Source organism: Asticcacaulis benevestitus DSM 16100 = ATCC BAA-896, from assembly GCF_000376105.1.
Taxonomy (GTDB): domain Bacteria; phylum Pseudomonadota; class Alphaproteobacteria; order Caulobacterales; family Caulobacteraceae; genus Asticcacaulis; species Asticcacaulis benevestitus.
Genome location: NZ_AQWM01000018.1, coordinates 22,698 through 47,772 on the forward strand (window position 1 = coordinate 22,698; position 25,075 = coordinate 47,772).

16 protein-coding genes are annotated in these 25,075 nt (G+C 56.8%); 6 read left to right on the top strand and 10 right to left on the bottom strand.

The window, feature by feature from the left end:
* Nucleotides 1-1,290 precede the first annotated feature (1,290 nt).
* The 10 genes from B060_RS0115700 to B060_RS0115745 all read right to left on the bottom strand — a co-directional run bounded on the left by B060_RS0115700 (nt 1,291) and on the right by B060_RS0115745 (nt 16,259).
* Nucleotides 1,291-5,577 carry a hypothetical protein gene (locus tag B060_RS0115700; RefSeq protein WP_155847742.1) on the bottom strand — a complete coding sequence of 1,429 codons (4,287 nt, stop codon included), beginning with the start codon at nt 5,575-5,577 and terminating at the stop codon, nt 1,291-1,293.
* 41 nt (nt 5,578-5,618) lie between these two features.
* Nucleotides 5,619-9,431 (bottom strand): hypothetical protein, encoded by a 3,813-nt coding sequence (locus B060_RS0115705; protein ID WP_155847743.1) that lies wholly within the window; start codon nt 9,429-9,431, stop codon nt 5,619-5,621.
* Between the two features lie 909 nt (nt 9,432-10,340).
* Nucleotides 10,341-11,039, bottom strand: coding sequence for a hypothetical protein (locus tag B060_RS0115710; RefSeq protein WP_018082755.1), 699 nt, complete (start codon nt 11,037-11,039; stop codon nt 10,341-10,343).
* Nucleotides 11,040-11,141: 102 nt separating this feature from the next.
* Nucleotides 11,142-11,600 (bottom strand): hypothetical protein, encoded by a 459-nt coding sequence (locus B060_RS0115715; RefSeq protein ID WP_018082756.1) that lies wholly within the window; start codon nt 11,598-11,600, stop codon nt 11,142-11,144.
* Entirely contained in the window at nt 11,597-12,016 is a 420-nt protein-coding gene (locus B060_RS0115720; protein ID WP_018082757.1) for a hypothetical protein, read from the bottom strand. Before B060_RS0115720 ends, B060_RS0115715 begins: the two co-directional genes overlap by 4 nt.
* Nucleotides 12,013-13,065 carry an OmpA family protein gene (locus B060_RS24820; RefSeq protein WP_018082758.1) on the bottom strand — a complete coding sequence of 351 codons (1,053 nt, stop codon included), beginning with the start codon at nt 13,063-13,065 and terminating at the stop codon, nt 12,013-12,015. Before B060_RS24820 ends, B060_RS0115720 begins: the two co-directional genes overlap by 4 nt.
* Before the next feature lie 34 nt (nt 13,066-13,099).
* Nucleotides 13,100-13,705: a hypothetical protein gene (locus B060_RS0115730; protein WP_018082759.1), complete on the bottom strand. Its 606-nt coding sequence runs from the start codon at nt 13,703-13,705 to the stop codon at nt 13,100-13,102.
* A 146-nt stretch (nt 13,706-13,851) separates the two neighbouring features.
* Entirely contained in the window at nt 13,852-14,328 is a 477-nt protein-coding gene (locus tag B060_RS0115735) for a hypothetical protein (RefSeq protein ID WP_018082760.1), read from the bottom strand.
* Nucleotides 14,329-14,389: 61 nt separating this feature from the next.
* The gene (locus B060_RS0115740) at nt 14,390-14,998 is read right to left on the bottom strand and encodes a hypothetical protein (RefSeq protein WP_018082761.1); all 609 of its coding nucleotides are present in this window, start codon (nt 14,996-14,998) and stop codon (nt 14,390-14,392) included.
* Between the two features lie 106 nt (nt 14,999-15,104).
* A complete protein-coding gene (locus B060_RS0115745; protein WP_018082762.1) occupies nt 15,105-16,259 on the bottom strand; it encodes a hypothetical protein in 1,155 nt (384 codons plus the stop codon).
* Nucleotides 16,260-16,686: 427 nt separating this feature from the next.
* On the opposite strand from B060_RS0115745, the gene B060_RS0115750 reads away from it, so the two are divergent.
* From B060_RS0115750 to B060_RS0115780, 6 genes are all read left to right on the top strand, one after another.
* Nucleotides 16,687-17,844 carry a helix-turn-helix transcriptional regulator gene (locus tag B060_RS0115750; RefSeq protein WP_018082763.1) on the top strand — a complete coding sequence of 386 codons (1,158 nt, stop codon included), beginning with the start codon at nt 16,687-16,689 and terminating at the stop codon, nt 17,842-17,844.
* Between the two features lie 713 nt (nt 17,845-18,557).
* On the top strand, nt 18,558-18,863 hold the full coding sequence (locus tag B060_RS0115760) for a type II toxin-antitoxin system RelB/DinJ family antitoxin (protein WP_026172892.1): 306 nt from the start codon (nt 18,558-18,560) through the stop codon (nt 18,861-18,863).
* The gene (locus B060_RS0115765; RefSeq protein ID WP_018082765.1) at nt 18,860-19,150 is read left to right on the top strand and encodes a type II toxin-antitoxin system RelE/ParE family toxin; all 291 of its coding nucleotides are present in this window, start codon (nt 18,860-18,862) and stop codon (nt 19,148-19,150) included. The genes B060_RS0115760 and B060_RS0115765 overlap by 4 nt, the downstream gene beginning before the upstream one ends.
* A gap of 201 nt (nt 19,151-19,351) precedes the next feature.
* The gene (locus B060_RS0115770; RefSeq protein WP_018082766.1) at nt 19,352-20,536 is read left to right on the top strand and encodes a glycoside hydrolase family 5 protein; all 1,185 of its coding nucleotides are present in this window, start codon (nt 19,352-19,354) and stop codon (nt 20,534-20,536) included.
* Between the two features lie 954 nt (nt 20,537-21,490).
* The gene (locus B060_RS0115775; protein WP_157405657.1) at nt 21,491-23,188 is read left to right on the top strand and encodes a DUF885 domain-containing protein; all 1,698 of its coding nucleotides are present in this window, start codon (nt 21,491-21,493) and stop codon (nt 23,186-23,188) included.
* A gap of 8 nt (nt 23,189-23,196) precedes the next feature.
* On the top strand, nt 23,197-24,762 hold the full coding sequence (locus B060_RS0115780; protein WP_018082768.1) for a DUF5597 domain-containing protein: 1,566 nt from the start codon (nt 23,197-23,199) through the stop codon (nt 24,760-24,762).
* The last annotated feature ends 313 nt before the right edge of the window (nt 24,763-25,075 follow it).

A 25,075-nucleotide genomic window follows, 5' to 3' on the forward strand; every position in this document is an offset into this window, starting at 1 on the left:
TGACAGGTGACTTTCCTTCTTTCGCCGCGCTAGCGGAAGAGGCAGCCCCGCTTAGGAGGACAAGGAGCATAAGCGCGCTCAACATAGGTCGGCCGTTTGACATCTGGATCGCCCTATCTCTTCGCGGGGTTGTTGATAGGTAGGAAGTCGACGGTTGCCGGTGAACCCGCCAGCAAAAAAATGACCGTCAGCGCTGTAAGACACTTACACATGAAACATCCCCGTGATTGTTATTTTATGGGTAATATCATCATGGTTGCGGTTTTGTGGCAAGAGTGGAAGTTGGTGTCTTACGCCTGTAGGCGGAGATTTTCATTTTATCAGGCTAACCATGGCCTGTGATAGTTACGCAATTTTTCGTTGGAATAAGATCGGTCTAATGCATTCCCGGATGAGCTTGGGCTGTAGGCCTTAAGAGGTCCGCTTTCGGCCAAAGCGCCGCCTGACGAGATCGACTTCCGCCTTGGTATAGGTTATCGGATGCCTGCCGAGCGCCGGCGTTTGATCCAAGCCTGAAGGCAGGCGTCGGATAAGCCTCCAAGGAGGAAGCCGCGGGAATGTCGAGCTGTGATTATGCCAACCTATGGGGATTTGGTAAGTTTGGCACTTGGGGTGATGCCCATTTGAGTCTTTTTATGCATCCCGTTCGTTGCGAAGACGATCATAGGGTTTGGTTTTTGATAGGTTTTCTGCCGTCCCCTGTCGGTTGACTGGCCCAGGCATTGACCAGAACGCCAATTTGGCAACGACGGTGCCGATCGCTGTCTTTTAAGACAGCGGCACATTGTCCAACACGCGTTGTTCTGTTGCGCGATCTGGAACAACCGGTTGCAAGACTTAGCTGATCATAACAGCGCTTGGACTTGAGCCAACCGTTCGAGGTCGCCGAGGTTTACGCGAAATTCCTTGAGTAAATGAAATAGGGTAGTAGTTACGTTGGTTGCGGCCCCCCGCAACCAAAGTACCCCTCGACTTTGTCGAGGAAGAGGACGAGCCCGGATGGTCCTCAAGCAAAAATGCCTCAGATTTCCCGGCACTTTCGTGCGGAACCACCGCACTTTTTCGGGGTTGCGTAGACCGTAATGGAATGAATCAATTGACGCATAACCTCTCCGATTTCCGGAACGGTTATGCGTCCGCTCAGTTGCCCTTCAAGTTGTCGAATTGGTCCCGGCACTTCCGCAGGACTGTCGATCCGTGTCGTTCTTACAGCAGCGTTGGTCCTGGCGCGGATTGGGTGCACCAACATAGGCGGGATGGAATGAAAAAAGATGGATGAGGATATGGTCGTCAGAACTCGATGGCCTCGGCATAAACGATACGTTCCCCGAAGAATGGGTCTTCTTCGTGATTGCCCGCTGGTTCCACAGGATAGGTTTCCGTCTCGGTAATCAACACCCGACGTTTGCCACCGGCAGGCGTCAGCGGTGGGTAGAATGTCTCGTTGTACAAAAGATTGGGCGCGATCATGGTCGCCGCGGCAATGGCATCAGATCGAGTTGCTGCCGTCTCGTTCTGCGCGCTGCTTACGCGCTGAAATTTTCCTTTGATTGGCTTTGGACCTGTCACCGGCGCTGAGGCCAGCTTGGCGGCGATCTGGCGTGCTTGCGGCGTCATGTCAGGCGCGGGCGAGGCGACAGGCGTGACGTCCGGCACGTTCACGACAATCGGCTTCTTGGGTGGCGTGCCCCATTCATCACGCCAGCCGAGCACCGGATCAAGTGCTGCGTCATCCAGCACCTGCGTCTGTATGCGTATGGCGCCCAGACGCGCATAGGGGCCGTTCTTGCCGTCATTTGGCTGATCACCGAACACAAAAATCTGATACTGAAATCCAAGATTTCCGACCGGAACCAGCACGGCGATTCTGTCCGCGCTGAGCTGGATGAAATCACAGCTTACAGCGCCTGACAGGTGACAGCCTTCGACGGAGGTGGGCTGATACCGTGCCACCGCCAGCCGCAGGAAGGGAAAGTAACTGCCCTTGGGCATGGCCACATTGACATCAGCGTACCAAAGTTGCCGGTCCTTGTCGAAGCCAACTTCGTGGGGCGCTACCGAATAGGTGCCCGACCGTCCTGGTATGGCCAAACCTGTAACCTTGAACGGCTCAGGTAGGTTGCCTTCCTTGTCGGGAAAGGCGTCCATCCCAGGACAGGCGACCGGGCCTTGCGTCTTGGCCAGACGGAAGGCCGAGGCTTTAGGACTTATGGTCGGAATGTCCTTGCTGATGCGGATGGGATCGCGCCCCCATTGCGTGACCAGGGGATCGTTGTCACCGCTATCGGTATTGCCCGCGGCGCCATCCGGCAAAATAACACCCAGCATTTCATTGAAGCCTGTGCTCATCCAGGGACGATCGAGATAGACCCGCAGACCTCCGACACGACGAGAAGCGGTGCTCGCCTCATTGCGGAACCAGCCAAAGGTCGGAATGACATAAAGTACACCGGGCGAGGGCGGTGGCGCACTATTCTTGATCCAACGGACTACGGACGCAGATGGCACGCGCATCGCCGGCTCATTGTCGCGCAGAGATTTTTCGAAAAACTCCTTGAAACGGGATACGGCCTGCATCGAATAATTGACTCGGCGATAGCGTGTATCGGGAAAATGCTGGCTCAGGGACGTATTGACATAGGGTGAGAAGAAACCATCGATCCGTTGGATCGCCACTTGAGCCACATTCTGTTTGAACGTGCGTTTAACCGGCTGGGACTTGGCGTCGACATCGACGGGATTATCGTCGGGTTCATCCCAGCTCGCATCGATATCCAGCCTGCCCGTAGAGGGACCACTCAGGGGCGTTTGCAAAGCCGGAAAGGTCACGTCCAGAGCGCCTTTATCACGTGCCACGTCAAACTTGGCGAAAGCGGGAACGACCAGCGGCTTTTGCGTAGCATGGATCAGCTCGATCTCCCGCCACGGCGTGAACATGTAATGCTTGCCCTCAAGAATGAAGGCTTTGAGGTCCGCAGCAGACCTTTGCTTCGGTCCCCTGGCCGTCGATTTTTGCATCAGGGCCCACAAGGCCATGGTTTCCAGCATCTCGGCATTGAGCATGCAGCTTAAGCGCAGTTTGTGCCGGCATCCTTTGTTCATATGGATTTGCAGGGTGCGGGAAGGGATGTCGAAATTGAAATAATTGACCGGAAAGGTTTCGCTGCCTTCGATCGTTATCGGACGTGACTCCGGCCAATCCGGCATGACCGCGCCTTTCGGATCGCCGTAAAGCGGAATGTACAGGTCTGTCCAACCCTTGTCGCCCAATCGGCGGAGACGGGCACAAATCTGAACCGCATAGGGATCGGGAAGATAAGGCAACTCAAACCTGGCCTCGCTGACGTTATAGGGGGTGGTGGCGCCACTATAGTTGCCCGCATTGTCCGGGTCCGCATTGAGAAAGTCCGATGCCGGCATAACACAACTGGGGAAGCCCTTGTCCTTGTGTACCAACATCTCGTACCTTGAAGAGTCAGGTACGCCATTTTTGTCGATCACGCTGTGCGTTTCCGCGAAGCGTTGCGTTACACGTGGCGGCGCCACATTGCGCCTGACGGATTTGTCACTGCGTTCTGGCTTATCGACATAGGTACGCAAGGCCAGACGCCCCAAAGATTCGCCCTGACGCGGCAGATCCGAACGCGCAATCTGCTTCCAGCTTATGTCCTCGTCTTTTCCGCTTTGCACGTTGCCAAACAATGTCAAAACGGGCGACTCAATCGCCTCGTAACGCAGATAGGGCACTTTGTCAGATACTGTGCCCGGCAGGGGCGTGGCGTCAAAGGCGGCGGAATAACCGCACAGGTCTACGGTACGTAAACGGACGGAATAGACATGGCCAAACCGTAAAACAGGCAGACTGCCTTTCACCGCGTGGAAAATCGTCTTCAGTGGCAGGCCTGCCGGCACACTGGCCTCGGTATCGGCGATCATGCCCTGATGTTGTTCTTCTTCGGAAGGTCCGGCTGCCGGATCGATTTCTGTACGCAGGGACTTGAAGGGTTCAGGCGCCGACAGCGACCAGCCGCGCCAGGCAAATATGCCCTCATGGAGTTTGTACACATTGGGATCGGTGACATTGGGCGCCGAGGTCAGGCCGGTGCTGATATTGCCTTCATCCTCTCGCATGGTGCCCGTAAGACCGATACCGCCGTCCGCCTTCAGACCCAGCCTGTCAATGGTTTCGGGTGTCAGGCCCGACGGCTTGAGCAATGTGTAGGTCACTGTGCGGCGGCACAGAGACTGCCACCTGGGATGCTCACGGCTATGGTCGAAAACATCCACCCGGTATCCTCGAAACAGATCATCAGCCGTCAGGACGTCAGGAATTTGATTGGCCACCACGGCCGTATTGGCCTTGGCGGCGACCGTCGCGCGTGCCTCGACCCGCTTATGGCGTTCCGCCTGAGCCAGCATCATCCCCGCTGTTCGTAAGGTGGGTGCGCCAACGTCGGCCGGCATACCAATCTCATCCTGAAAAGCGTCGTCGTTGAAATCTGACGCTATGGCACGCGGCAGTGAATTGGCGAGACCGATCGTCTTGTGTGCGGCGCCGTCGACATCAAGCTGGACGAGCGATATGGGCGATTTTTGCAGCACAGCGAAGCGATGATCAAACCGCACCGGGTCGCCGACCGGGCGAAAATCGAAATTATCGAGCACGCAGGCTGTAACCGGACTACTGTCCTTCTCCGCATCGGGCCCGGAGGCGCCGGGCCGGATAACCGACAGGGCGACATTGAGTGTTCCATTAACGGCCTGATACAAAGGCACACGAGCTTCAAACTCAAGGATCAGGCCACAATAGCGCGCCAGTTCCGGATAGTTGGCGAGGCCTGCTATAATTTTATGGAAATCGGTTTGTTCTGCCAGTTGAATCGCCGATGGCAATTTGGCCGGCGTGACATAGGCAGGGTAGCTGACGGCTTCATGGCCGTTATCAGGCATAGGCTTGGCCATATTGACCGTTGTTTCATGCAGCATTGGCTTATGGAAAAGCGAAAACACATCGAGAAGCTCTTCGGGCGTTTGTGCAACGCCTTCCACCCCTGCCTGAGCTATGGCAGTCATAAGCTGGGTCTCGTTGCGTTTTGCCTTGGCGCCCTGCCGGCGATAGGCGGCGCTCGTGTAAGGCCAGTTGGCAGCAACCAAATCGGTTGCCTTTGGCAGATCATCTGCCGCCTGAAGCGCCAGATCCGCATAGAGATCCTCGATCTGACCGGCGAGTTTTGCCACCGGATAGCTCAGGATCGTCTTGCCCTCCAGATTTTTGAATACGTAGTCTTGAATGGGTGTCGATGAGGGCAAAAGGGAGGCATAGACGTCCGGCCGCATCAGTGTCGCAAACCCTGCCTGAGTGGATTGGGGCCCACTCGCACCCGTTACGCTAAGCCGAAATTTACATTTGCGCACATAGGCCGCCCAGTTCTGCCAGACGGTTTTGTCCTTGAGGGTTGCCCCATGTGCGTCCGCTGTTAAGCGCGGCGAAACATAAACCCGGAACATAAGAGAGCCTTCGCCGTTACGGGCATAAGGGCAAATCGTCCAAATGACTTTTTCAGTGATATTCGGCATAATCGCGGTCTCCCCGGACCCGAAGTTCTGACGGAAATGGATTAGGCGAAGGCCTCACAATAGCTGTCCCAGATCACCGGCTTGCCAGTGTCCGAATCGATAGGCGCAAACAGGGCAAACGACGGGTCGGCGTCAGAGCCTGCGAACTGGCGCTCGACCGTGATGGCTTGGGAAATGCTGAAGAAAAGGATGTCAATCTCGACGGTTAGCGTTGCCGTGCCATACAGGCGCGTATGCCCGGACGTCTTCTCGAAGGCGAGCCCCAGATGAAAGACCAGGCTGACAGAAATCAAGCCAAGCACACTCAAGTGCCCACCCATTTCGACATAGCCTTCGAACATCACCATTTGCTTGTCGGCCGGTTCTCCGATCCAGTGGAAATAGAAGCCGCCCTTGACATAGACCCCACCCGAGGCGACGCCCAGATCGATCGATATCTGGGCGCCGAACTCAAGGCTGGCCTCCAGTTCTCGCACGCCGCCCGTATCGAGTGTGATGGCAAAAAAGCCACCACCACCAAACAGCGATATTGTCAGATTGAAGGGATTGTGGCGCTCGGCGAAATTGAAACGGGCGCTCGGGCCCAAACCGGTGAACGGCAGATCGAAACCCGCGCCAAGATTGACATTTTGCAGGGTCATGGCGCCAACGCCGATATCCGGCAGGCCGAGACTGTAACTGGCGGTGATGCCGGCAGGTGTAATGTCGAGGCCAGGCGGGTCGGCAAAGCCATCCATGGGAATGAGCTTGCGGAAGCTGTTCATGAATTCTAGCGGGCCACCAAACACGACACCTGTTTCAGGATCAAGGACGGGATCACAATCCGTCTTGCTACCGGGACGGACCTTGAGACTAAGCGACTTAAAATTGAGGATAATGAAGCCGAAAAGGTTTATTCTGAAGGCATTCAGCTTGGCCTCAACCGAGGCCTGAGGATCGCCACCCGCCTTGTGAACCAAAATTGTCGAAGTGATTTTCAATTGCGGATCGGCGTCGCCACCTGACCACGGGAGGGCGACGAAAAAATCACCGGCGCTTTTGACTGTCGGCTGTTTGATTTCATAGGTCGTGACAATCGTGTCTTGTCCGGTGACCGTTTTGAGCTTTGGAATGCCCTGTGCATCGCTAAGATTCAGGGCCTGAGTGATAATATCGCCCAGCGACACGATGCCGAGGAGTTGCATGTTCCCAAACGCCGCGATCGGATTGAATGGCGCGTCGCCGAGATACTGATCAATGCCGGTTATGGCGCCTAGCTTGCGAGATAGGCCATCTGGAGCCAGGTTCGGTGATAAAAGACCGCCGAATTTATCGGTTGGCTTCGTAGTCTGGTTGGGCACGTCTACGGCATCAAAGCCAAAGACGAGTTGAGCCGGATTAGCGCCGCTAAACCCGCTTTTCAGATATTTCGAATGATAGAGAACCTTCGGATTCGTCGAAACGCCAAGAAGGGATTTAACCGAAGGCACCTCGATATTGGCCGACGCGACCGTTGGATAAAAACGCGGCCCCTTGAAATTACCAAGCGCTTTCCACGATCGGAAAACGATCTCACTGGCGTGATAATCGCTTTCCCCGTCTCCAAGTGGATTGCCAGACGTATCGACATTCTGGCTAAAACGGATCAGGTTGTTGGAGACGGCAACTGTTCGCTTTTTTGCCGGGGTGATAGAATTGTAATAGAGAGCGACAGCCTCAATGGCGCTATGGCCAGCCACCATGGCATCGCTTGTCGGGGTGATATTGCTGGCGACATCGCTCTTGTTATTCCGTGTGCCGGCCACGAATATCAACGGCATCTTGAAGGCGGTGCGCCGCCCGGTGCTGTCAATGCCAACCAGATCGAATATGACATCCTGATCAGTGGTCGGTGTGCCAGGAGCCGGGTTCATAAGTTGCGGCCAGAAGGTCTGGAACCAAGTGTCAGAGTTATTAGGGGTGTAATAGCCTTGCGTGGCCAGGTAAGAGATGGCGACAGGCGCCTGCATGTCCGGCGTTTGCTTGGTCGTTATCTCGACACTGGTGAAGGGGAAGTCGCGGCCGCCAAAGCGCTGGCCATCACCGGGATAATCCCGCACTCGCTGGCGCACGATGATGAAATACTTTTGCATCAGGCCGGCGACGCGGCCGCCATCGGTTTGGCGGGTGAATTTACGGTCCGATACCTTGATGAGCGAGGCACCGTGACCAAACGGGAACAGCACACCGTCATAAATCACCCGAACATACTGATCCCGGCCGATCGACGTTATATGCTTCCACTGCACAATGTCGGTATCAACCGCCGTGTGATCCGGCCAAATCCCCTCGGCATCGAGCGAAGCGCCAAGCGCGGTCAGACGCAGATGTTTGGCCATCGCCGGTCGGGAGACATACTTACCCGATTTGGCGACACTGAAATCCGACATCAGCTTGACCATGTCCGTGCGGTCGAGCGCCGATAGCGCCCAGGCCGGTGAGGTCGGCATGTCGAAGCCGTGGGGCAAATCCGGGTATTGCGTGATCAGATCATCTGCATAAAGCGCCCTGACAGGCTCAGCATTCTCGCTGATCACCCATTCGCTCACGCGCGTACCGAGGCGTGTGTGCCAAAGCTCGGCGAATGGGCTGCCATGATCGACGACATCGCGTGCGTGGCTAAAGCCGGCCGTCGCCAACGGCGACATATGCAGCCGGAAGGGGACTTCGAGATCAGTCGCATTTTCCGGAATAGGTCCCGGCTTCAACGCGGCCAGAATGGCCGGATTGATCTCCAGACCTTCCATTTGATACACGGGTTTGATCACATCTAGGGCCAGTTTCTCGGTGGCCAAGGTGCTGACAAATGCTGTCATGCCGGGTGTGAGAGTGCCGGAATAATCCAAGATCTGATATTTGATCTCAGGGTCATCCAGTTTTTCAGGCGTAAGGGTCGCCTTGATCTCATATTTGATCAGGGCATCGATGGCCGCATTACTAAGCACCTTTCCAGCGCCGGCGGCAGAAGAAATGGCCTCGACGACCCTGTCTGCCGCCCGGCTCAAAAGCGCTTCGACGCTGCCGGACCCGTTACCATAGCCCTGCAAGGCGGCCTTTTGCGCGTTGGCGATGAGATTAAGACGTTGGGCGATCTTATCAAATGTATGCGCCGACGGCATCACCGCCGCAGAGGGCGCATCGCTGGCACGCCAATCCAGATTGAGCTTCCACCGTGCGCAGGCATCAAGAATGTCGGTGACGGTGAAGGGGAGGGTGCTCAGGTCATCTGGCATCAGGTAGGCGATGCGACTGGTGCCCGACATGAAAGATTGGGCGATATCTCCCTTGCCAATAACCGGTAACGCGCTCGGCTCCGGTGCAGACGCGACGCCCGTCTTGGAAATGTTCGGCATGGTTGGGGCGGACTTATCTGGAAACGTGCTTTCCGCGATCGCCTGGGGCTGATGTTCGACCACCATGATGGCGGTCTTGCCGGCAGTTGTACGTTGGATATGACGACCGGCGCCCTTACCTGTGACCTTCATATTCACAAGGCGAATATTGAGGATGAGCATATCCTCGGGCCGTATCAGTGCGAATTCGCTCAGATCAGAGATTTTATTGAAGTTGAAAATTGGTCTTCTGGTCGTCTTGAGGCTGTTGAGGGGTTGTGCGGTCTTGCCGATATCAATGCCCGTAACCTTGGCGCTCGCTTTGGGAAGCCCTTGGGCCGCGGCAGCGCCTGCACTTCCGGCCGCTACCAGCCAACCTAACAACAAACGCCGGGTCAAGCGGACTTCATCGATCGCCGCCTGAAGCGCTTTTTTCCTTTGTTTTTTGGCGCTCGACTTCGCGCGCGGCGACAAAGGCCGCGACTGGTCCTTAGAACCGGACATACCCCACCCAACCTCTATTCGAGAAAGGTTCAGCCTGCAGGCCGAAAACCTGTGAAAGCGTCAAAAAATTTTAGGGAACGCGCTGAAAAACAGCATAAAGACTATAACGGGTAAGCAACATGAACGGCGAGGTCGCCGTATTCGTCAAACAAAGCCATTACGCAAATCTGAAACATACGGACAGAAAAGAAGCCACGTAGCCTTTGATCTCCGTTGTCCGTCTGACTTCAAAATAACAAATTAAAAAGCATGTGGCTACGGGATTCTATGCTTAAAAACGGTTTACCAGAAACGGGCAGTTGTACTGACGTCGCTCCCTCGGATAGTGGAAGACGCCGGATTGGCGTCTTGGACATCTTGTTCTGGTAAAAAGACAAGGTGGGTGCACTGTTGTTGCTGTTTGTGCCACGGCTTTTTGCCATTCCATGCCGATAGTCATGTCCCCGCCGCTATCATGGGAAGGTCTCGCTGAGAGGCAGGCGCGGCAATAATTCGCGTCAGTTCAAAACTGGCCCCCGCAACCAAAATAAAAGTAATAAAATCAATAATATAAAAGTTTCGTGTTGAAGAGCAGAGGCCGCGGGTGGAGATTGAAGTTGTACGTCCGCATCGGGCGCCCAACAGTTGAGCGCCGCAGAAGATCAAAGGTCTATTTCAAGCGCGTCGTCGACTTAAACGACTAATAGGCGTCTCGGCGCTGCAATGTCCTGTTATCGTTTAGATTTCTTGATGGGATTCGGGTACTTTAACCCAGCATCATGGTGTTTCCTGGAAAGGCCAAAAGTCTCAATAAAACAGCGCACTATGAAATATCTATTTTTAATTTGATTATTGAAGTGCGTCAGAGCCGGTTTTGCATGCGAATTGACACTTTGCGAAATGCGCCGGTTCTTTCCGCCGATCGGGATATCAGGCGCCCTGCTCCAGAAGGGTTTTGAAATCCTTCTCATCGCGCAAAGCCCACGCATCAAGGAACATGCGAAACTGGTACCACCCATAGGCGGCGGGATCGCTTCCAAGTTTTGTGTAGTTCTCTTGGAAGTAAGCAATACGATCCTGACCTTCTGGCACCGGACTGGGCAGATGAGATTCGACCACTTCGACTGCCGACATCAAGCGCTCCATGCGTGCCTTGCCGCCGGTTTGACTTAACCAGAATGCGACGGCTACACGATTGGCATGAACTTCGCCGTCATAGAAACGACCGCCGTTGCGAAGGTTATCTCGCTTGGCGTCTACAAAATGGGACATTTCATGAGGAACCAGAAACGTGTTGAACACGTCGCCAAAGAACACGTCTGGAGCCATGATGGGGGTGTCGCCAAGTAGTGAGGCAATGAAACTCTGGAAGTCAGGGGGACATTGTACCCACGCGACGGTGTGGACCTCGCTGCCATCTGGCTTGATCCACGACAGTTCCGGCGTAAAGGATACAACGACTTTCGGGGTCGTGAAGCCTTTGACCAGGTCACCAGCACTGGTCATAAATGTAGCGACGATCTGCTCGACCTCGGCCTGGATGACTCCGACCGCCGCAGCGTTGTCAGCAGCGATGGCAGGGCTCGCCAACAAGGCGGCCACGCTAGATATGAAAATACGTCTGTTCATTGTGTTCACTCTCAGTTTTTAGCAATCATTACAGCGATCTCTTGAACCCGTCCTTTCTTAAAAAATCATAGTCTTATCTGTCCTACGGGCTTGCAAGCGGTTTCATTGCACTGTCACAGATGTTTCGAAACGCGCCGCGACCGGGCCGGTATAGATCGCGCCAGGAAGGCCGACGAGCATTTTGCCCGGCGGAACCAGGCCGAATTTCAAGACCGTTGCACCGGCGTGGTCGGCTTCGTAGAAAAAGACGGCCAGGTCGGTGCCCTGCGGCCCGCCGCCCGGCTTGATCTCCAGCCCCTTGAAGACGAACGGATCGGCTTCGGACATGCGCGTCGACGACACCCAGATGAGATTGTCGGACAGGCGCAGCGGCAGGGAAATGATCGCGGTGCGGCCATTGATGGCCACTGTCGGCGGCGGCAGGGCAGCGGTGCTGCCGGTGTCTGCGGCGGCTAACGGGGCTGAGGCCGGTTCGGCGGTCGTGGGTTCCGAAGGGGCCTGGCAGGCGCCAAGCATCAACAGGACGGCAAGCGCGCTCACATGCAGGGAATTGGCGATCATTTGTGGGCCTTTTTTGCTTTTTCCGCCGCCCTGACCGGCAGCGGCGGATAGAGGGCGTAGTCGAAACCCTGGGTCGCTCCGTCATAGGCCGGGTCGCCATCGACGAGGGAAAAGCGGATGACCACGCGGCGTTCACCGTCGATCAGCGTCATGTCGCCGTGCGTTCCCGGGGCAGCGTACCAGGCGGTGATGTCGGCCGTCCACGGATAGGCCTCGTGGCAGGCATCCGAGACGACATCCTTGCCGCCGATGGTTTCCGTGGCCATGAGGCGCAGCAGGCAGACAGGTTCACCTTCGCTGGCGCCCTCCAGCCGCCAGGCACCCGGGCGGGGCGTCAGGTCGGGCTTTGGCGCGGCATAGGCCGCCCCCCCCATCAGGCACAGCCCCGTCAGGACAAGTTCGGTAAATCGTCTCATCGCAGCACCAACTGCACGCGGCGGTTCTTGGCCCGACCGGCTTCGGACTGGTTGCTGGCCGCCGGTGCCAGTGGCCCGACGCCCTTTGCCGTCAGGCGGGCTGCCGGAATGTCGTAGGATTGGCTCAGCACGGCGGCAATCGCCTTGGCGCGCGCTTCGGCCAGGGTGACATTGTGGTCAAAGCCGCCCTGCATGTCGGTATGGCCGACGACGAAGATCTGCACGGTGGGATTGGCCTTCAGGTATTTGGCGATCTCGGCCAGCTGCGGCGTCGAGGACGGGAACAGCGTCGCCTTGTCGGTATCGAAATAGAGACCGTAGATATTGACCGCGCCATCGGCGGCCAGCGACTGGCCGATCGCCGACGAATTGAGGACGACGATATTCAGCTCCATCGCCTTGGGCTCGACGACCTCGACCAAGACGCTGACGCGATCGTTGAGCGCTGCCGACGTATCGCCGAAACCGCCACTGGCATTGAGGGCGCCGAACAGGGCGACATAGGTCGCGCCCTTTTTCAGCAGGGAATAGCGGATGTCCTTGCCTGCATCGAAGACGGCCTCCACCAGGGCCTGGCGGGCGTGGTCGAGATTGGTGCCTTCGACCTGGGTCGCCTCGTTGTCCCAGGCGTATTTCTGCTTGCGGAACGACGGCCCGCAGGTCGCCGCCGCGCATTCGAAGACCGGCGCAAAGCCCTTGGCGATCAGTGTGTCGCGGTAGTTCTTGACGACCTCGAGCGTGGAGCGCCCGGGCGGGGTGACATAGACCGACCGCGTCACATCGCCCTGCGCCGTCACGGTCTTGCCGAAGTGCCGCTTGGCGTCATAGTCCTCGCCAATGGCCGCCGCACTGGGCAGGGTCAGCTCATCGAACGCCTTGTGCGTCTGCAAGATCAAGGCTGACCCCTTATACCGGCCCGTCAGGGGACTGTCGATCGCCCCGGACTGGTCCTTCGACAGGGTGGCGACGGTCTCCGGATTGGAGGCGACCGCGGGCGTCGTGGCCAGGACAGCGAGTGAAATGAAGACGGCAGGGCCAAAGCGGTGCATTGGGAGACTTTCGCTTGTCTTGAGGGGATAGCTGTCAGCCGATCTGCGTGACGTCGCAGCCATAATTGATAAACATGCCGTAGATCCCCGTCCCTTGCTGAGACTCGATATGCAGGACGGCCGTCTTTCCAGCCAAGGTCTGGACGAGGAAGCTCAGGTGCTTGTCGATGGCGTTGGTCGTTCCCTTGGCGGTGACGCCTGCGCCATCGACATACCAAGTCACTTCGAGATCGTCCGATACCCGGCAATCGACGAGGAAGCTTTTACCGGCACCTCCCCCTTCGATATTGACTTGGGTTTCACTGCCTCCGTTCAGTATCAGTGCGGCGACACCCGTGTCTGAATGGGAGATCCCGATCGGATACAGGTAGGTCAGGTAACGCCCGTTTGCGCTCAGGCGGTCTATTGAGAGCGAAGTAGGAACCCCAACAACAGGCGTCGTCTGGGTTTTCATCAAACTCCCGGCAATGCGGCTGCGCTGCTGGCCCGTCAGAGGAGGGATTACCGGGCGAGCGACCAGCTTCCCCAAGGTCTGGGTGTCGAGACTGGCAGGCGAAGGCGTTGGGATAGCCGTGGCCGCCGTGGCTGTCAGGGCTGCGGCGACGGCCAGTCCGGCAATCGAAATTTTCGGGAAAATCATTTAATTGTACCTTGAGAGGTGAACGATGGAAGATGGCAGGTCTACAAGCCGCCGGCCAGAGCAGGCAGGCCGGTCAGCGGCCAGACAGCGGGAGCCAGACATACGCAAGCGAGGACAGCGAGCGACGGCAGGAATATGGGGGCCTCTTATTTCAGAACGTCGTCGCAGGTGTCGGAGACGTGGGTCCAGGCCGAGTTGGCAAAGACGTTGTCGATGGCGGTATTGGTCGTGTCGGTCGTGTCCTTGACCCACTGCATCAGCGGACCGGACATGGACGAGGCGCTGTCGACGTGCAGCACCGCCGCGTCATCGAGATTCTGGCCCATATTGCCGCGCCACAACAGGCTGGCCCCGCTCGTCAGCCACTTGCCTGAGCCGGGCTGGGACCCAGACCGCTGCACGGTATTGTACCAGGTATGATCCGCAGTCAGGCACACGCGGATCGTGTTGAAAGGCGCCCCTGTGGTGACCGTGGTAACAACGACGCTCCATTGACCCTTGGCGGGCTGGATCGCCAGAAGACCGGATGATAGACGCAGGGGGTCGGCGTGGACCGTTGTCCCGGCAATAAGCGAGGCGGTAAGCAAGGCTGGGGCGAGCAAGGCTTGAATGACACTTTTCATGCGTTTGGTTCCTTTTGACATTGGCGGAGAGAGGGCGATGTTTTGACGGGACGAGAGACATTCAGCCGATCGGCATCACGTCGCAGCCATAGAGGGCGAACAGGCCGAACAGTTTTTCGCGGTGCAGTGAGCGGATATGCAGGACCGCCGGCTGTGCGCTCGTGGTCTGGACGAGAAAGCTCAAGTGCTTGCCGGCCGAAGTCGTGGTGCCGCTGATCGCTACACCGCCGGGCCCGTCGACGCTCCAGCTGACGTCGAGGTCGTCGGAAACCTGGCAATCGGCGAGATAGCTTTTCTTCGGCGCCCCGCCCTCGATCGTCACCTGCGTTTCGGAATCATTGTTGAGCGCCGCCAGGCTGGGGCCGGCGCCGACATGGCCGATTAGGTACGGCCATTGAAAGGTAAGATAGCGCCCGTCGGCGGCAAATCGGTCGATGGTCAGCGAGGTCGCCGCCCCGACGGCGGGTGTGCTCTCGGTTTTCATCAGGGTACCGGCGATGTGGCCGCGTTGCTGCGGCGTCAGGGGGGCGATCGATGAGCGGACCGACAGCTTCGCCTGTACCTGGGGATTGAGGGCGCCCGCGGAAACTGTTGGCAATGCCCGCACCGCCGTTGCGGCCAGGACGCCAAAAACGGTTACGGTGGCAATAGATTTTATCGGCGAAGTCATAGGTGTGTCCTTTATTGTGGTGCTTGTGAAGCGAACTTGTGAAGACGGCCGCGGCCAGAGCAATGACACTGGCGCGAGGTCGTTGCGCCTATTGCCAAGCCCCGGATCACAGCGCGCCTGCCGAAACCAGTTTCTTGGCATAGAGGCGTCCATCGGCGCCCTGGATCATGCAGAGCGGTTGTTCATTGAGCGCGATGCACGACGGCGATGTCTTGGCCAGGACGTTGCCGCCTTCCAGCTTCCAACCCGACACGAAGGTCTTGCTGTCTGGGCTATAGATGATCTGGTAGAGCTGATAGTCGAGGCCGCGCGCCACGATGATCAGGCGACCCGCCTTGGTCCTGATGATCGTTGTCTCGCCGCTCGGGCCCTTGGGTGAGGCCGGCGAACTGCCGTCGAGCTTGGCGACTTCGAGATGGAGGAATTCGTCCACAAAGGCATTGCCGGTCTGCTGCGTCTGGTACAGACTGACGGCCTCGTCGTAATGGCCAGACAGCAGCGTGGTGGCAGCGCAGGTGGCAGCGCAGGTGGCTTCGCTACTGGCGGGAGGGTACGACGGCGGCGCGCCGAACACGCCTTTTTGCACGCTCCAGCCGGTGTCGGCCGTGGCCGGCGCCACCATAGGTCCGAAACCGAACGCACTGTCATAGGCCTGACGCCCGCCCGTCCGGCTGCTGATTGTCCAGAGCTGTGATCCCGCGGTCGCGACGCCGATATCCGCACTGTAGGCTGTCGGCCACCGTGTGTGATTACCCCACGGCGCATCCCCGCGGCTGTAGCCGGGCGAGCCGATGAATTGTGGTGCCCCGACGCCGCCCAGATCGAGCTTGGCACGGGTAGCTATGTTACCGGACTTGGCGTCATGGCTGATATAGCACAGCAGGCTGTTGCCCGACGCGCCCATGGCGACGCAAGCAAAAAGGAAGTCGTCTCCCGGCGGCGTACAGGAAGCCGTCTGGCAATGGGCTTCGCCGGCCAGGGTATCGGGCAGGTTCATCCACTGGCTGGAATCGATCACGCCCGGCGCGGACGGATTAAGGGGCGCGATATAGCGGCCGCCGTCGCTACCGGTGGTGACGAGATAGGTTTGTCCCGCGCCGACGATCAGGCTGCCGCCGCCTAGCGTCGCCGTGTCTGTGAGCGCCGTCCAGCCGTCCATGCTGATATTGCCGAGACTAAACTTGCCTTCGTTCGCACGGGGATTGAAGGGGGCTTTCACGCTACGGGGCAGCCCCTTTTTGACCAACGCCGTGACCGTCATATTTGGTGAGATTTTTCCTGCCGGGTGCATTTGAAGACCAGCCGCTACGGCCGTGGGACTTTCGGCCCGAACCGTCCCGCCAACCATCAATGTTGTTGTCGCCAGTAATATAGCTGAAGTGGCCAAAAGGCTCTCGAAGGTCATCGGGCGTCCATTTCGACAGGTGGTTTCCAAGCGGATCACACTGCTAGGCCTGCGGTCTTGGCAGCAGGCGCAAATCGGTTGCGTCATATGCCAAGCCGTGCGAGCTCCATGATCTTCTAGGTCAGGGTACGAATGACGCGTAGGTTAGGCTGCCTCATTAACGGGCGCCTCATCATTAATAATGAGGCCGGCGGAAAAAGTGCGCGAGGCAGATCTTCGCTCTTGCCGTGTTTGTGTCGGCCATGACATGTTTGCGCCGCACCAACACGGATCGGCATCTTCCATGACATTCGATAACGCAATGATCTCGCAAGCCGAGTTCGATGAGGTCCTGGAGCTGATCGAGGCGATCTACGACACAGTGGCCGACCCGGGCCTGTGGCCGCAGCTGCTGGAGCGTATATCCATGCATATCGGTACGGGCTGCGTCGGCCTGTCTCTGGTCGATACGCGCACCTATGAGATTCGGGTCGCCGCCCACTGGGGGGCGCAGCCGGAATTTCTCCAGGCGATGATGCAGTCGGTCAGCATCAATCCGGCGACGACGGCGCACTGGTACATCGATGTCGATGAGCCGTTCACCGTCGAATCCCTACTGGGAAGAGATAGATACCACAACTCACGTTTCTATCGCACCATCAACGCCCCGAATAATTGTGTTGACGGCCTGATCAGTATCCTCAACCGCAGCGGCGACCGTTACGGCAATATCGCGCTGCCGCGCTTCACCGAGCACGGCCCGATCACCAAGATCGATCTACTGCGTTTGAAGCGATTATCCCCCCACATCCGGCGCGCCGTAACCCTGACCGATATGCTGGACAGCCAGTCCTTGTCGAAGAGCCTGCTCAACCAAACCTTCGATCTGCTAAGCACGGCGATCATCCTGGTCGACAAGGGTGGCTATATCCTGCACGCCAACCAGGCCGCCGAAACCATGATGAACAAGGCGTCCGTCATCTGGCGAAAGGGAGGGAACCTGCATGCCTGCGACGACCAGGGTGAGAAGCACCTGAAGACAGCGCTCGGCCAACTGGACGCGGTACCCCGGATGATGCCCAGGCCACCAGCCGCCAGCGTAGCGCTGAGCTCTCATTCGGCTGACGACGTTACCGCTTGGGTCCTGCCGCTCGACAGTGAGCTCGGCCGGCTGAGGCGGGGGGCGAGGGCGGCGACCGCCGCCATCCTCATCCGTGAAGCCGTCGAAAGCCAGTTGCCCGGCAGCCTTCTGATGAAGCGCTTTGATCTGACGCCCGCTCAGGTGCGCGTGCTGAGCCTATTGAGTCAGGGCCAGCCGGCCAGCGATGTCGCCGACATTTTGGGCATTTCCATCCACACGGTTCGCAGCCACATGCAGCAGATCTTCGCCAAGACCTGCAGCAAAGGTTTGCCGGAATTACTGCACTTATGCCGGAGGCATCTCGCGCCGATTCTGGCGTAAGTGCCCGATGCGCCTTGCCTTTTCAGCGAGACCTCGACTTTCAGATCGGACTGACAATTCATGCGGATAAGATCGCTGGCATGCCGTAGCAGCTGTAAAAAAGACTAGTCCGGGGACGCCCGTGCTGAGGCCTATACACTCCGTCTGGCAGGCTGTTGAAGTGGCGACAGGTTTCTCACAGGCTCTCTCGCGCCAGAACAATCCGTTCCGTGGCAAATCGGTCCACCGTGTCCGCTTAAATACACGAAAAGTTGACAATATTGATCAAAAATTGACACACTTTTTGGCACACCAGTTAATTTGTTTTGTAAAATGAGTAAAAATAACCTATATAAATCAACATAATATGCTGTCAATGCCCGGTAGCTCGTCAGGCTCATAACCTGAAGGTCGTCAGTTCAAATCTGGCCCCCGCAACCAAAATATAAATATAATAAAATCAATTACATAAGAGCAAATTGCATTTAGATGTAGGGCTAAAGTGTCCATGTGTGTTGTGAAATTTGGTTGACTGAAAATTTAATTTTTTGAATTTATTTGGCTAAATTTCTAGCACAATATAGATAGAAAACCTGACGGTTCTCAGTGCTGTTTTTATCTGAAAGTCACATCCCTCAGGACAAGTTCTTGAGCCGGCGGCACCTAACGACACAAGATAGTCCTCGCAGTTGTACTTCATGTGCAGTACAGTGGTGGTGAAAGGTAGGTGGATGATGGCTTCCAGTGAAATGGTTCAGGCACGCATCGATGGTGCGATTAAAGACCGCGCGGGCGAGGTGCTGGGAAAGATGGGGCTCACGGTTTCAGACGCTGTGCGCATTCTGCTGACGCGCATTGCGAATGAGGGAGCGTTACCGGCTGGCCTTACAGTCGATCACGAAGCCTATGACACGTGGTTTCGCGCCAAGGTGCAGGAGGCTTTAGACGACCCGCGTCCAGCCATCCCGTACGAAGAAGTCGAAGCGCATTTTACGGCGCGACGCGCGAAGGCCCTGCAGAAGGCTGAGGGAAAAGCGTGAAGCTAGAGTGGACTGGTTTTGCCCTTGCCGACCGGGACGCGATCTTTGACTTCATTGAGGTTGATAGCCCTCGCTCAGCGGTTTTTGTCGATGATGCAGTCAAAGAGCAGGTCCAACAGGTGCTTCTCTTTCCTGAAAGCGGTCGGCCGGGTCGGGTAATTGGGACAAGGGAACTGGTCGTTCGCAATCTTCCTTATGTGATTGCATACCGTGTCTCTGACGGGGTAGTGCGTATCCTGCGCGTGCTGCACACGGCGCAACAATGGCCGGATGACCTTCCCCATTAGCAATAAGTCGATCTAACAAAATAGTAATTTCGATTCGCTCAATAATCGGCTCATCGACCGCAAGCATTGGCCACATGCCGGGACGGTACCCATGAGGGTATTTGGAAGACCACCCGACCTATCCTGAGATAGGGTGACGGATAATATCTGGTATCTGATGATGTCTTGGGGCACACTCGCAAAAAATGGGAGATGTGTCGCATGAAAAGTTGGTTTTTGGCCATGGTGATGGCTTTAACTTTGGCTGCGACGGTACCTGCCCATGCCGGTGACATTGCTTTCTGGGATAAGCCGCAATATGGCGGAAACAGCTTCAACGAAACGCCGCCTGATGAAGCCTATTTCGAGGCGCTGAAAGCGACCGGCGCCACATGGGTGCGTCTGACCCCCACAAAATGGAAAGGTGCCAGTCGCGATTTCCTGATTGGCAGCGCCGACGATTATCAGGCGATTCCGTCCGGTGACCTGGCCATTCTCATCAAATGCCTCGATGCCGCACAAGCGGCAGGAATAAAGGTCGTGATCGTGCCGCTTAATCTGCCCGGCAACCGGTGGAGCCCGCAGAAAGGCATTAAGGCGGATGATCGCCTGTGGGCAGATCGCAAATACTGGCAACAGTCGGCGGCATTCTGGCGCGATCTGGCGACAGCATTAAAAGATCATCCTGCCGTAGTGGGCTACAACCTGATCAATGAACCGACACCCGAAAAGGGCTTGGGGCTGGACGAGCAAGCCGATGCCGAAACGCGACAGGCTTGGTACGCCAAATATCAAGGCACGACGCATGACCTGCCGGCCTTCTATGAGCAGGTGATCGCCGCTGTTCGCACTGTCGATCCCAATACACCGATCATGGTCGATGGCGGCTGGTACGCCAATGGCTGGTCATTCAGCTACTGGCCCAAAGCGCTCAGCGACACCAAGGTTCTGTATAGCTTCCATATGTACGAGCCCTACGAAGCGACAAGCGGCCCGAACATAAAACGCAAACCGCAACTGCGTTACCCGGGCGTCGAGACCTCGTTGGGCGGGGAAAAGGTCAAGTGGGACAAAACTGTTGTGGAGCGGTTTCTCACTGGTCCATTCGATTGGGCCAATACACACGGCGTGCCAGTAAACCGTATGGTGGCCGGAGAGCTCGGCTGCGTGCGGGTCTGGGCGGATTGCGGCGCATATCTGAACGACGTCTTGGATACATTGAATGCACATGGCTCCCATTGGGCCTTTTACAGCTTCCGCGAAGATGGATGGGAGGCAATGGATTATGAACTGGCGCCTGATTTTCCGGCCGGACAATTCTATCACCTGAGCGAACAGGGCAAGACAGCGCAGATTAAACGCGACGGTCCCCTGATGCACATCATCGAAGCGCATATGAAACCCTAAGATATTGCCGCCCCTACAGAAGCTGATGCAGACCTATTGAAAGCGCGTTGATACAAAATGTCTATCGCGTCGGTGACCGGAGGAAGAGGGCAGATATGCCTCTCGCCGAAAAGTGGAAAACCAGAGTGCAGTACGAGCCACTCGGATCGCTACCAAAGCCCGTCGCCGTGTTAACAATCGGAGGCGCACCTCTTTTGGAGTTGAATGAATCTTAGGCGAGTATTTGCTGAAATAATCCTCGCGGCACTGAACGACGAGACGCTCCTGGTGCCCGATAGGGCGGCACTGGAGATCACATGCACATTCAGCTAACAGGGATGGCCCCAGAAGCAGCCATCGTGCTTATCCAGCTAGCGATTTCTGCGCTTGAATATGCACGGAGTAAGGCGCAAACCACCCCTCATTTTCTAGCACACCATTTAGCACAAGTATTTTTCAGCGGCCTAAATTATGTTTAAATTCATAAGGAAGTGTGATTTTCGTTCAGGCTCATAACCTGAAGGTCGTCAGTTCAAATCTGGCCCCCGCAACCAGTCTTTTAATAAAACAAATCACATAGATAGCCGCCTCACAAGGCGGCTATCTATGTTCGAAATCCACCACCAGCTACCGCATAGCTACCATTTGAAGCAAAAAGACACACACGGAAAAATGTGTACGCGGGCGGATGGTGGAGTCGGCCGGTATTGGCCCATTAGCGGCCGACGGATTGATTTGGCAATTGGCGTTAGCGAACATTCGGGAGCAGCCAATTACATAGCTTTCTGCTCGGAACTTGCAGCCTGTGGCAATGCAGGTGTGCGGTTCAGATGGTAGTTAGGCCATTACAACGTTGGACCATCCCGGCACCACCTGTTTTACAGCATCGGATTGCACTTTTGCCACATCGCCTTGACATGCGAAGCTTCCCTAAATAGCGTATAAATTATTCAAAAATTTGGTTCGGAGATGGCGATGGCTTATTCAGTGCGAACCTGGCGTTTCCAGCTATTTCTGTCCGGCCTGCTGATGGCTAGCGCGGCGCCGGCGGCCTATGCCATGGCGGATTACCAGCAACTGACAGAGCTATCTGCGAAGTGGCGTACATTTGAGCCGCCGGCGGTCAAGGCGTGTGTGCCCGATTATAGTGAAGCCGCCATGACGGCGAAAGCCAAGGGCCTGGCTGATTTCCAGCAAAAGCTGGCTGCCATGGATTCAAGCGGCTGGACGATCGCACAGATCGGTGATGCCAGGCTTGTCGCCGCCGAAATGAACGGTATGGATTTCGACCTGCGGGTCCTCAAACCGTGGGCCCGTGATCCCAGTTTTTATGCCGCTGTCTGGGGTGAGGACAGCGATGTGCCCGAACATGAAGGGCCGTCGATCTTCCCGATCATCGATTTGCAAACCTACAGGTATCCACTCTCCAAAGCCGATCAGAAAACTCTGACCTGCCAGATCGGCGCCATTCCCGCTATCCTTGAGCAGGCGAAGCTCAACCTTAAAGACTCCAACGCCCGCGACCTGTGGGTTTACGGCACGCGCGCGTTCCGCGAGCAAAGCGCTACTCTAGCCGCTTTGCAGGACGGCACGCTTGACATGCGCACGCTCGAAGGTCGCGTACATGGGTCGCTCAAGGGGGCTGACAAGACTCTGATCAAAGCTGTGGCGAAGGCGAAGGCCGCCACGGACACGTTCCAGCAATGGCTGGATGCCGAGGCGCCGTCCAAAACCGGCCCGTCCGGCGTCGGCAAGGACAATTACGACTGGTACATGAAGAATGTGCACCTCGTGCCCTATACCTGGGCCGAGCAAGAAACCCTGTTGAAGCGCGAACTGGAGCGGTCGCGGGCTTCGCTGGCGCTGGAAGAGTATCGTAATCGCAACCTGCCGCAGCTAGATCCGGTCAATAATCCGGACGCTTATATGGCTATGGCCAAGACAAAGATGCGGGCCTTGACCGACTTCCTGATCAAGGGCGGTCTGGTCGATGAGCAGACCTATTACCGTGACGCCATGGCGAACCAGGTCGGCGGTTACACGCCGCCGGAAAAGCGCAACTTTTTTACGCACGGCATGGCGCTAGATCCGTCAGGCCTGTTTTCGCACGACTATCACTGGATCGAGTTGGCGCGCCGCAAGCATGAACCCAATGCCAGTCCGATCCGTGCCAATGTGCCACTGTACGATATGTATGACAGCCGTTCCGAAGGTATGGCGACAGCGGTGGAAGAGCTTTTGCTGCACGCCGGACTTTACGATGACACGCCCCGCAGCCAAGAAATTGTCTGGATCATGCTGGCCAATCGTGCTGCCCGAGGCCTGGCCTCACTCTATGTCCAGTCGAACGACATGACCTTAAAGGAAGCCGGCGAGTTTCATGCCCGCTGGACACCGCGCAAGTGGTCAGATCCCGACAGTGACCTGGTCGGCTTTGAGCAGTTGCTGTACCTGCGTCAGCCCGGCTATGGCACCAGCTATGTCACCGGCAAGCTCGAACTCGATCGCCTGATCAGCGAATACAGCTTCGAGATGGAAAAACAGGGCAAGCCGTTCAGTCTGCCGGAGTTTTTCACGAAGATGAATGCGTCGGGCGTTATTCCCTTCCCCCTGATCGAGGCGGATATGATCACTGCGCCTTTGCATGTCGAGACCAAGGCGCCCGCACAATGAGGCGGCGAATGTGGCTTAGCCTTGCCGCCGTTTTCACTCTGGTGTCGCCGGCATTTGCTGAAGACATGCCGGCTTTTGTCAAGCAAGGTGATCGCTTCACCCTGATGGTCGATGGCAAGCCCTTCTTTATGATGGCGACCCAACTGCACAATTCCAGCGCCTGGCCGACGCAGCTCGACAAGGCATGGCCGGCGGCGCTAGCCCTTTCGCCCAATGTCATTCAGGCTCCAGTCTACTGGGAGCAGTTCGAGCCAAGGCCGGGCGTTTACGACACGACCAATGTCGATGCGCTGATCGCTAAGGCGCGCGCCACCCATGTCCGTTTGACGCTTCTGTGGTTCGGCACCTGGAAAAACGGCGAGATGCATTATGTGCCGGAATGGATGCAGGCCGACCGTAAGACCTATCCGCGTATGTTGAATGAGCGCGACGAACCGGTCAGCGTTTTGTCGCCGAACGTACGCAGCAATGTCGAGGCTGACAAGCGCGCTTTCGCCGCCCTGATGCGTCACCTCAAAAAGGTCGATGGCGAGCAGCATACCGTCATCGTCGTGCAGGTCGAGAATGAACCGGGCGCTATAGGTTCGGTACGCGATTTCGGGGCAGAGGCGCAAAGCCAGTTCAATGGGGCGGTGCCGCAGGCGGTTCTCGATAAACTTTCACTGAAACCCGGCACCTGGCGTGAGGTTTTTGGACCCGACGCCGACGAGGCCTTTGGCGCCTGGTCGACGGCGCGCTATATCAACGAGGTGGCGGCGGCCGGCAAGGCCGTCTATCCCTTGCCACTCTATGTCAACACATGGCTGCGCTACAAGGACAAGAAGTATCCTGGTATCGATTATCCGAGCGGCGGCGCGACCTTCAATGTCTTCGATATCTGGCGCTCGGTCAGTCCGGCGATCGATTTCATCGGCACCGATATCTATACCAGTGATGCCGGCGAATATCGCAAGGTGCTTGATCAATATGCACGCGCCGACAATCCGTCCTGGGTATCGGAGACCGGTTTCGACGCCAACACTGCGCCGTTTCTCTATTATGTGCTTGATCGCGGCGGTGTCGGGTTCTCGACCTTCGGCATCGACAATGTCGCGACATCCGAGGCCCATCTGGCGGCCGCGAAAGCGCATGGCGACAACTATACCCTGCTGGCGCCGATCCAGGATCTGTTGGGACAGGCCCTCCTTGATAAGCGCGTGAAAGCCTCGGTCGAAGAACCTGGACGCGGTCGTCAGAGCCTCGATTTCGGTGCGTGGCAGGTTGATCTCTCCTACGGTCCGCCGCCCTGGGGGGAACTGCCGGCCATCGTGCCCAATTCCAAAGACGGGCTCGGTCGCGCCCTCGTAATTCAGCTCGACGAAGCCACCTATTTAATCAGCGGTGTCGATGTGCGTTTCGAATTCAAGCGCGTCACGAAGGATGGTCTTTACGGCCGGTTGGCGCGTGTTGAGGAGGGGGCTTACGATAAGGGTGTGTGGAAACCGACGCGCTGGCTCAACGGCGATGAAACCGATTACGGCATCAACTTTCGCAAAGACCAGAAGCTGCTGCGTGTAACGCTCGGAACCTATTAGATAATATCGGCTGCACTAAGATCTAATTTCTGGACGGGCGGCATGCAAATGCCTCCCTTTTTCTTTTTGCGCTGCAAAAATAGCCGCGCCAGCTACGCAAAAAAATCGGTCAAAGCCCATAGGAAGATTCGAAATTATCTTGTGTGCGGTGCACCATTTATTTCTTTGCATATTCATAAAAACTGACGAAATGCGGTAAAATTGTGACACAATTGTCGCACTGCAGCATATGTGTCTGATTTGTGAAAGTCCAAGTTGTCCACAACCGTATTTTGTATACGCTTTCCTCCTGAGTTCAATTTTGGAGGTGCGG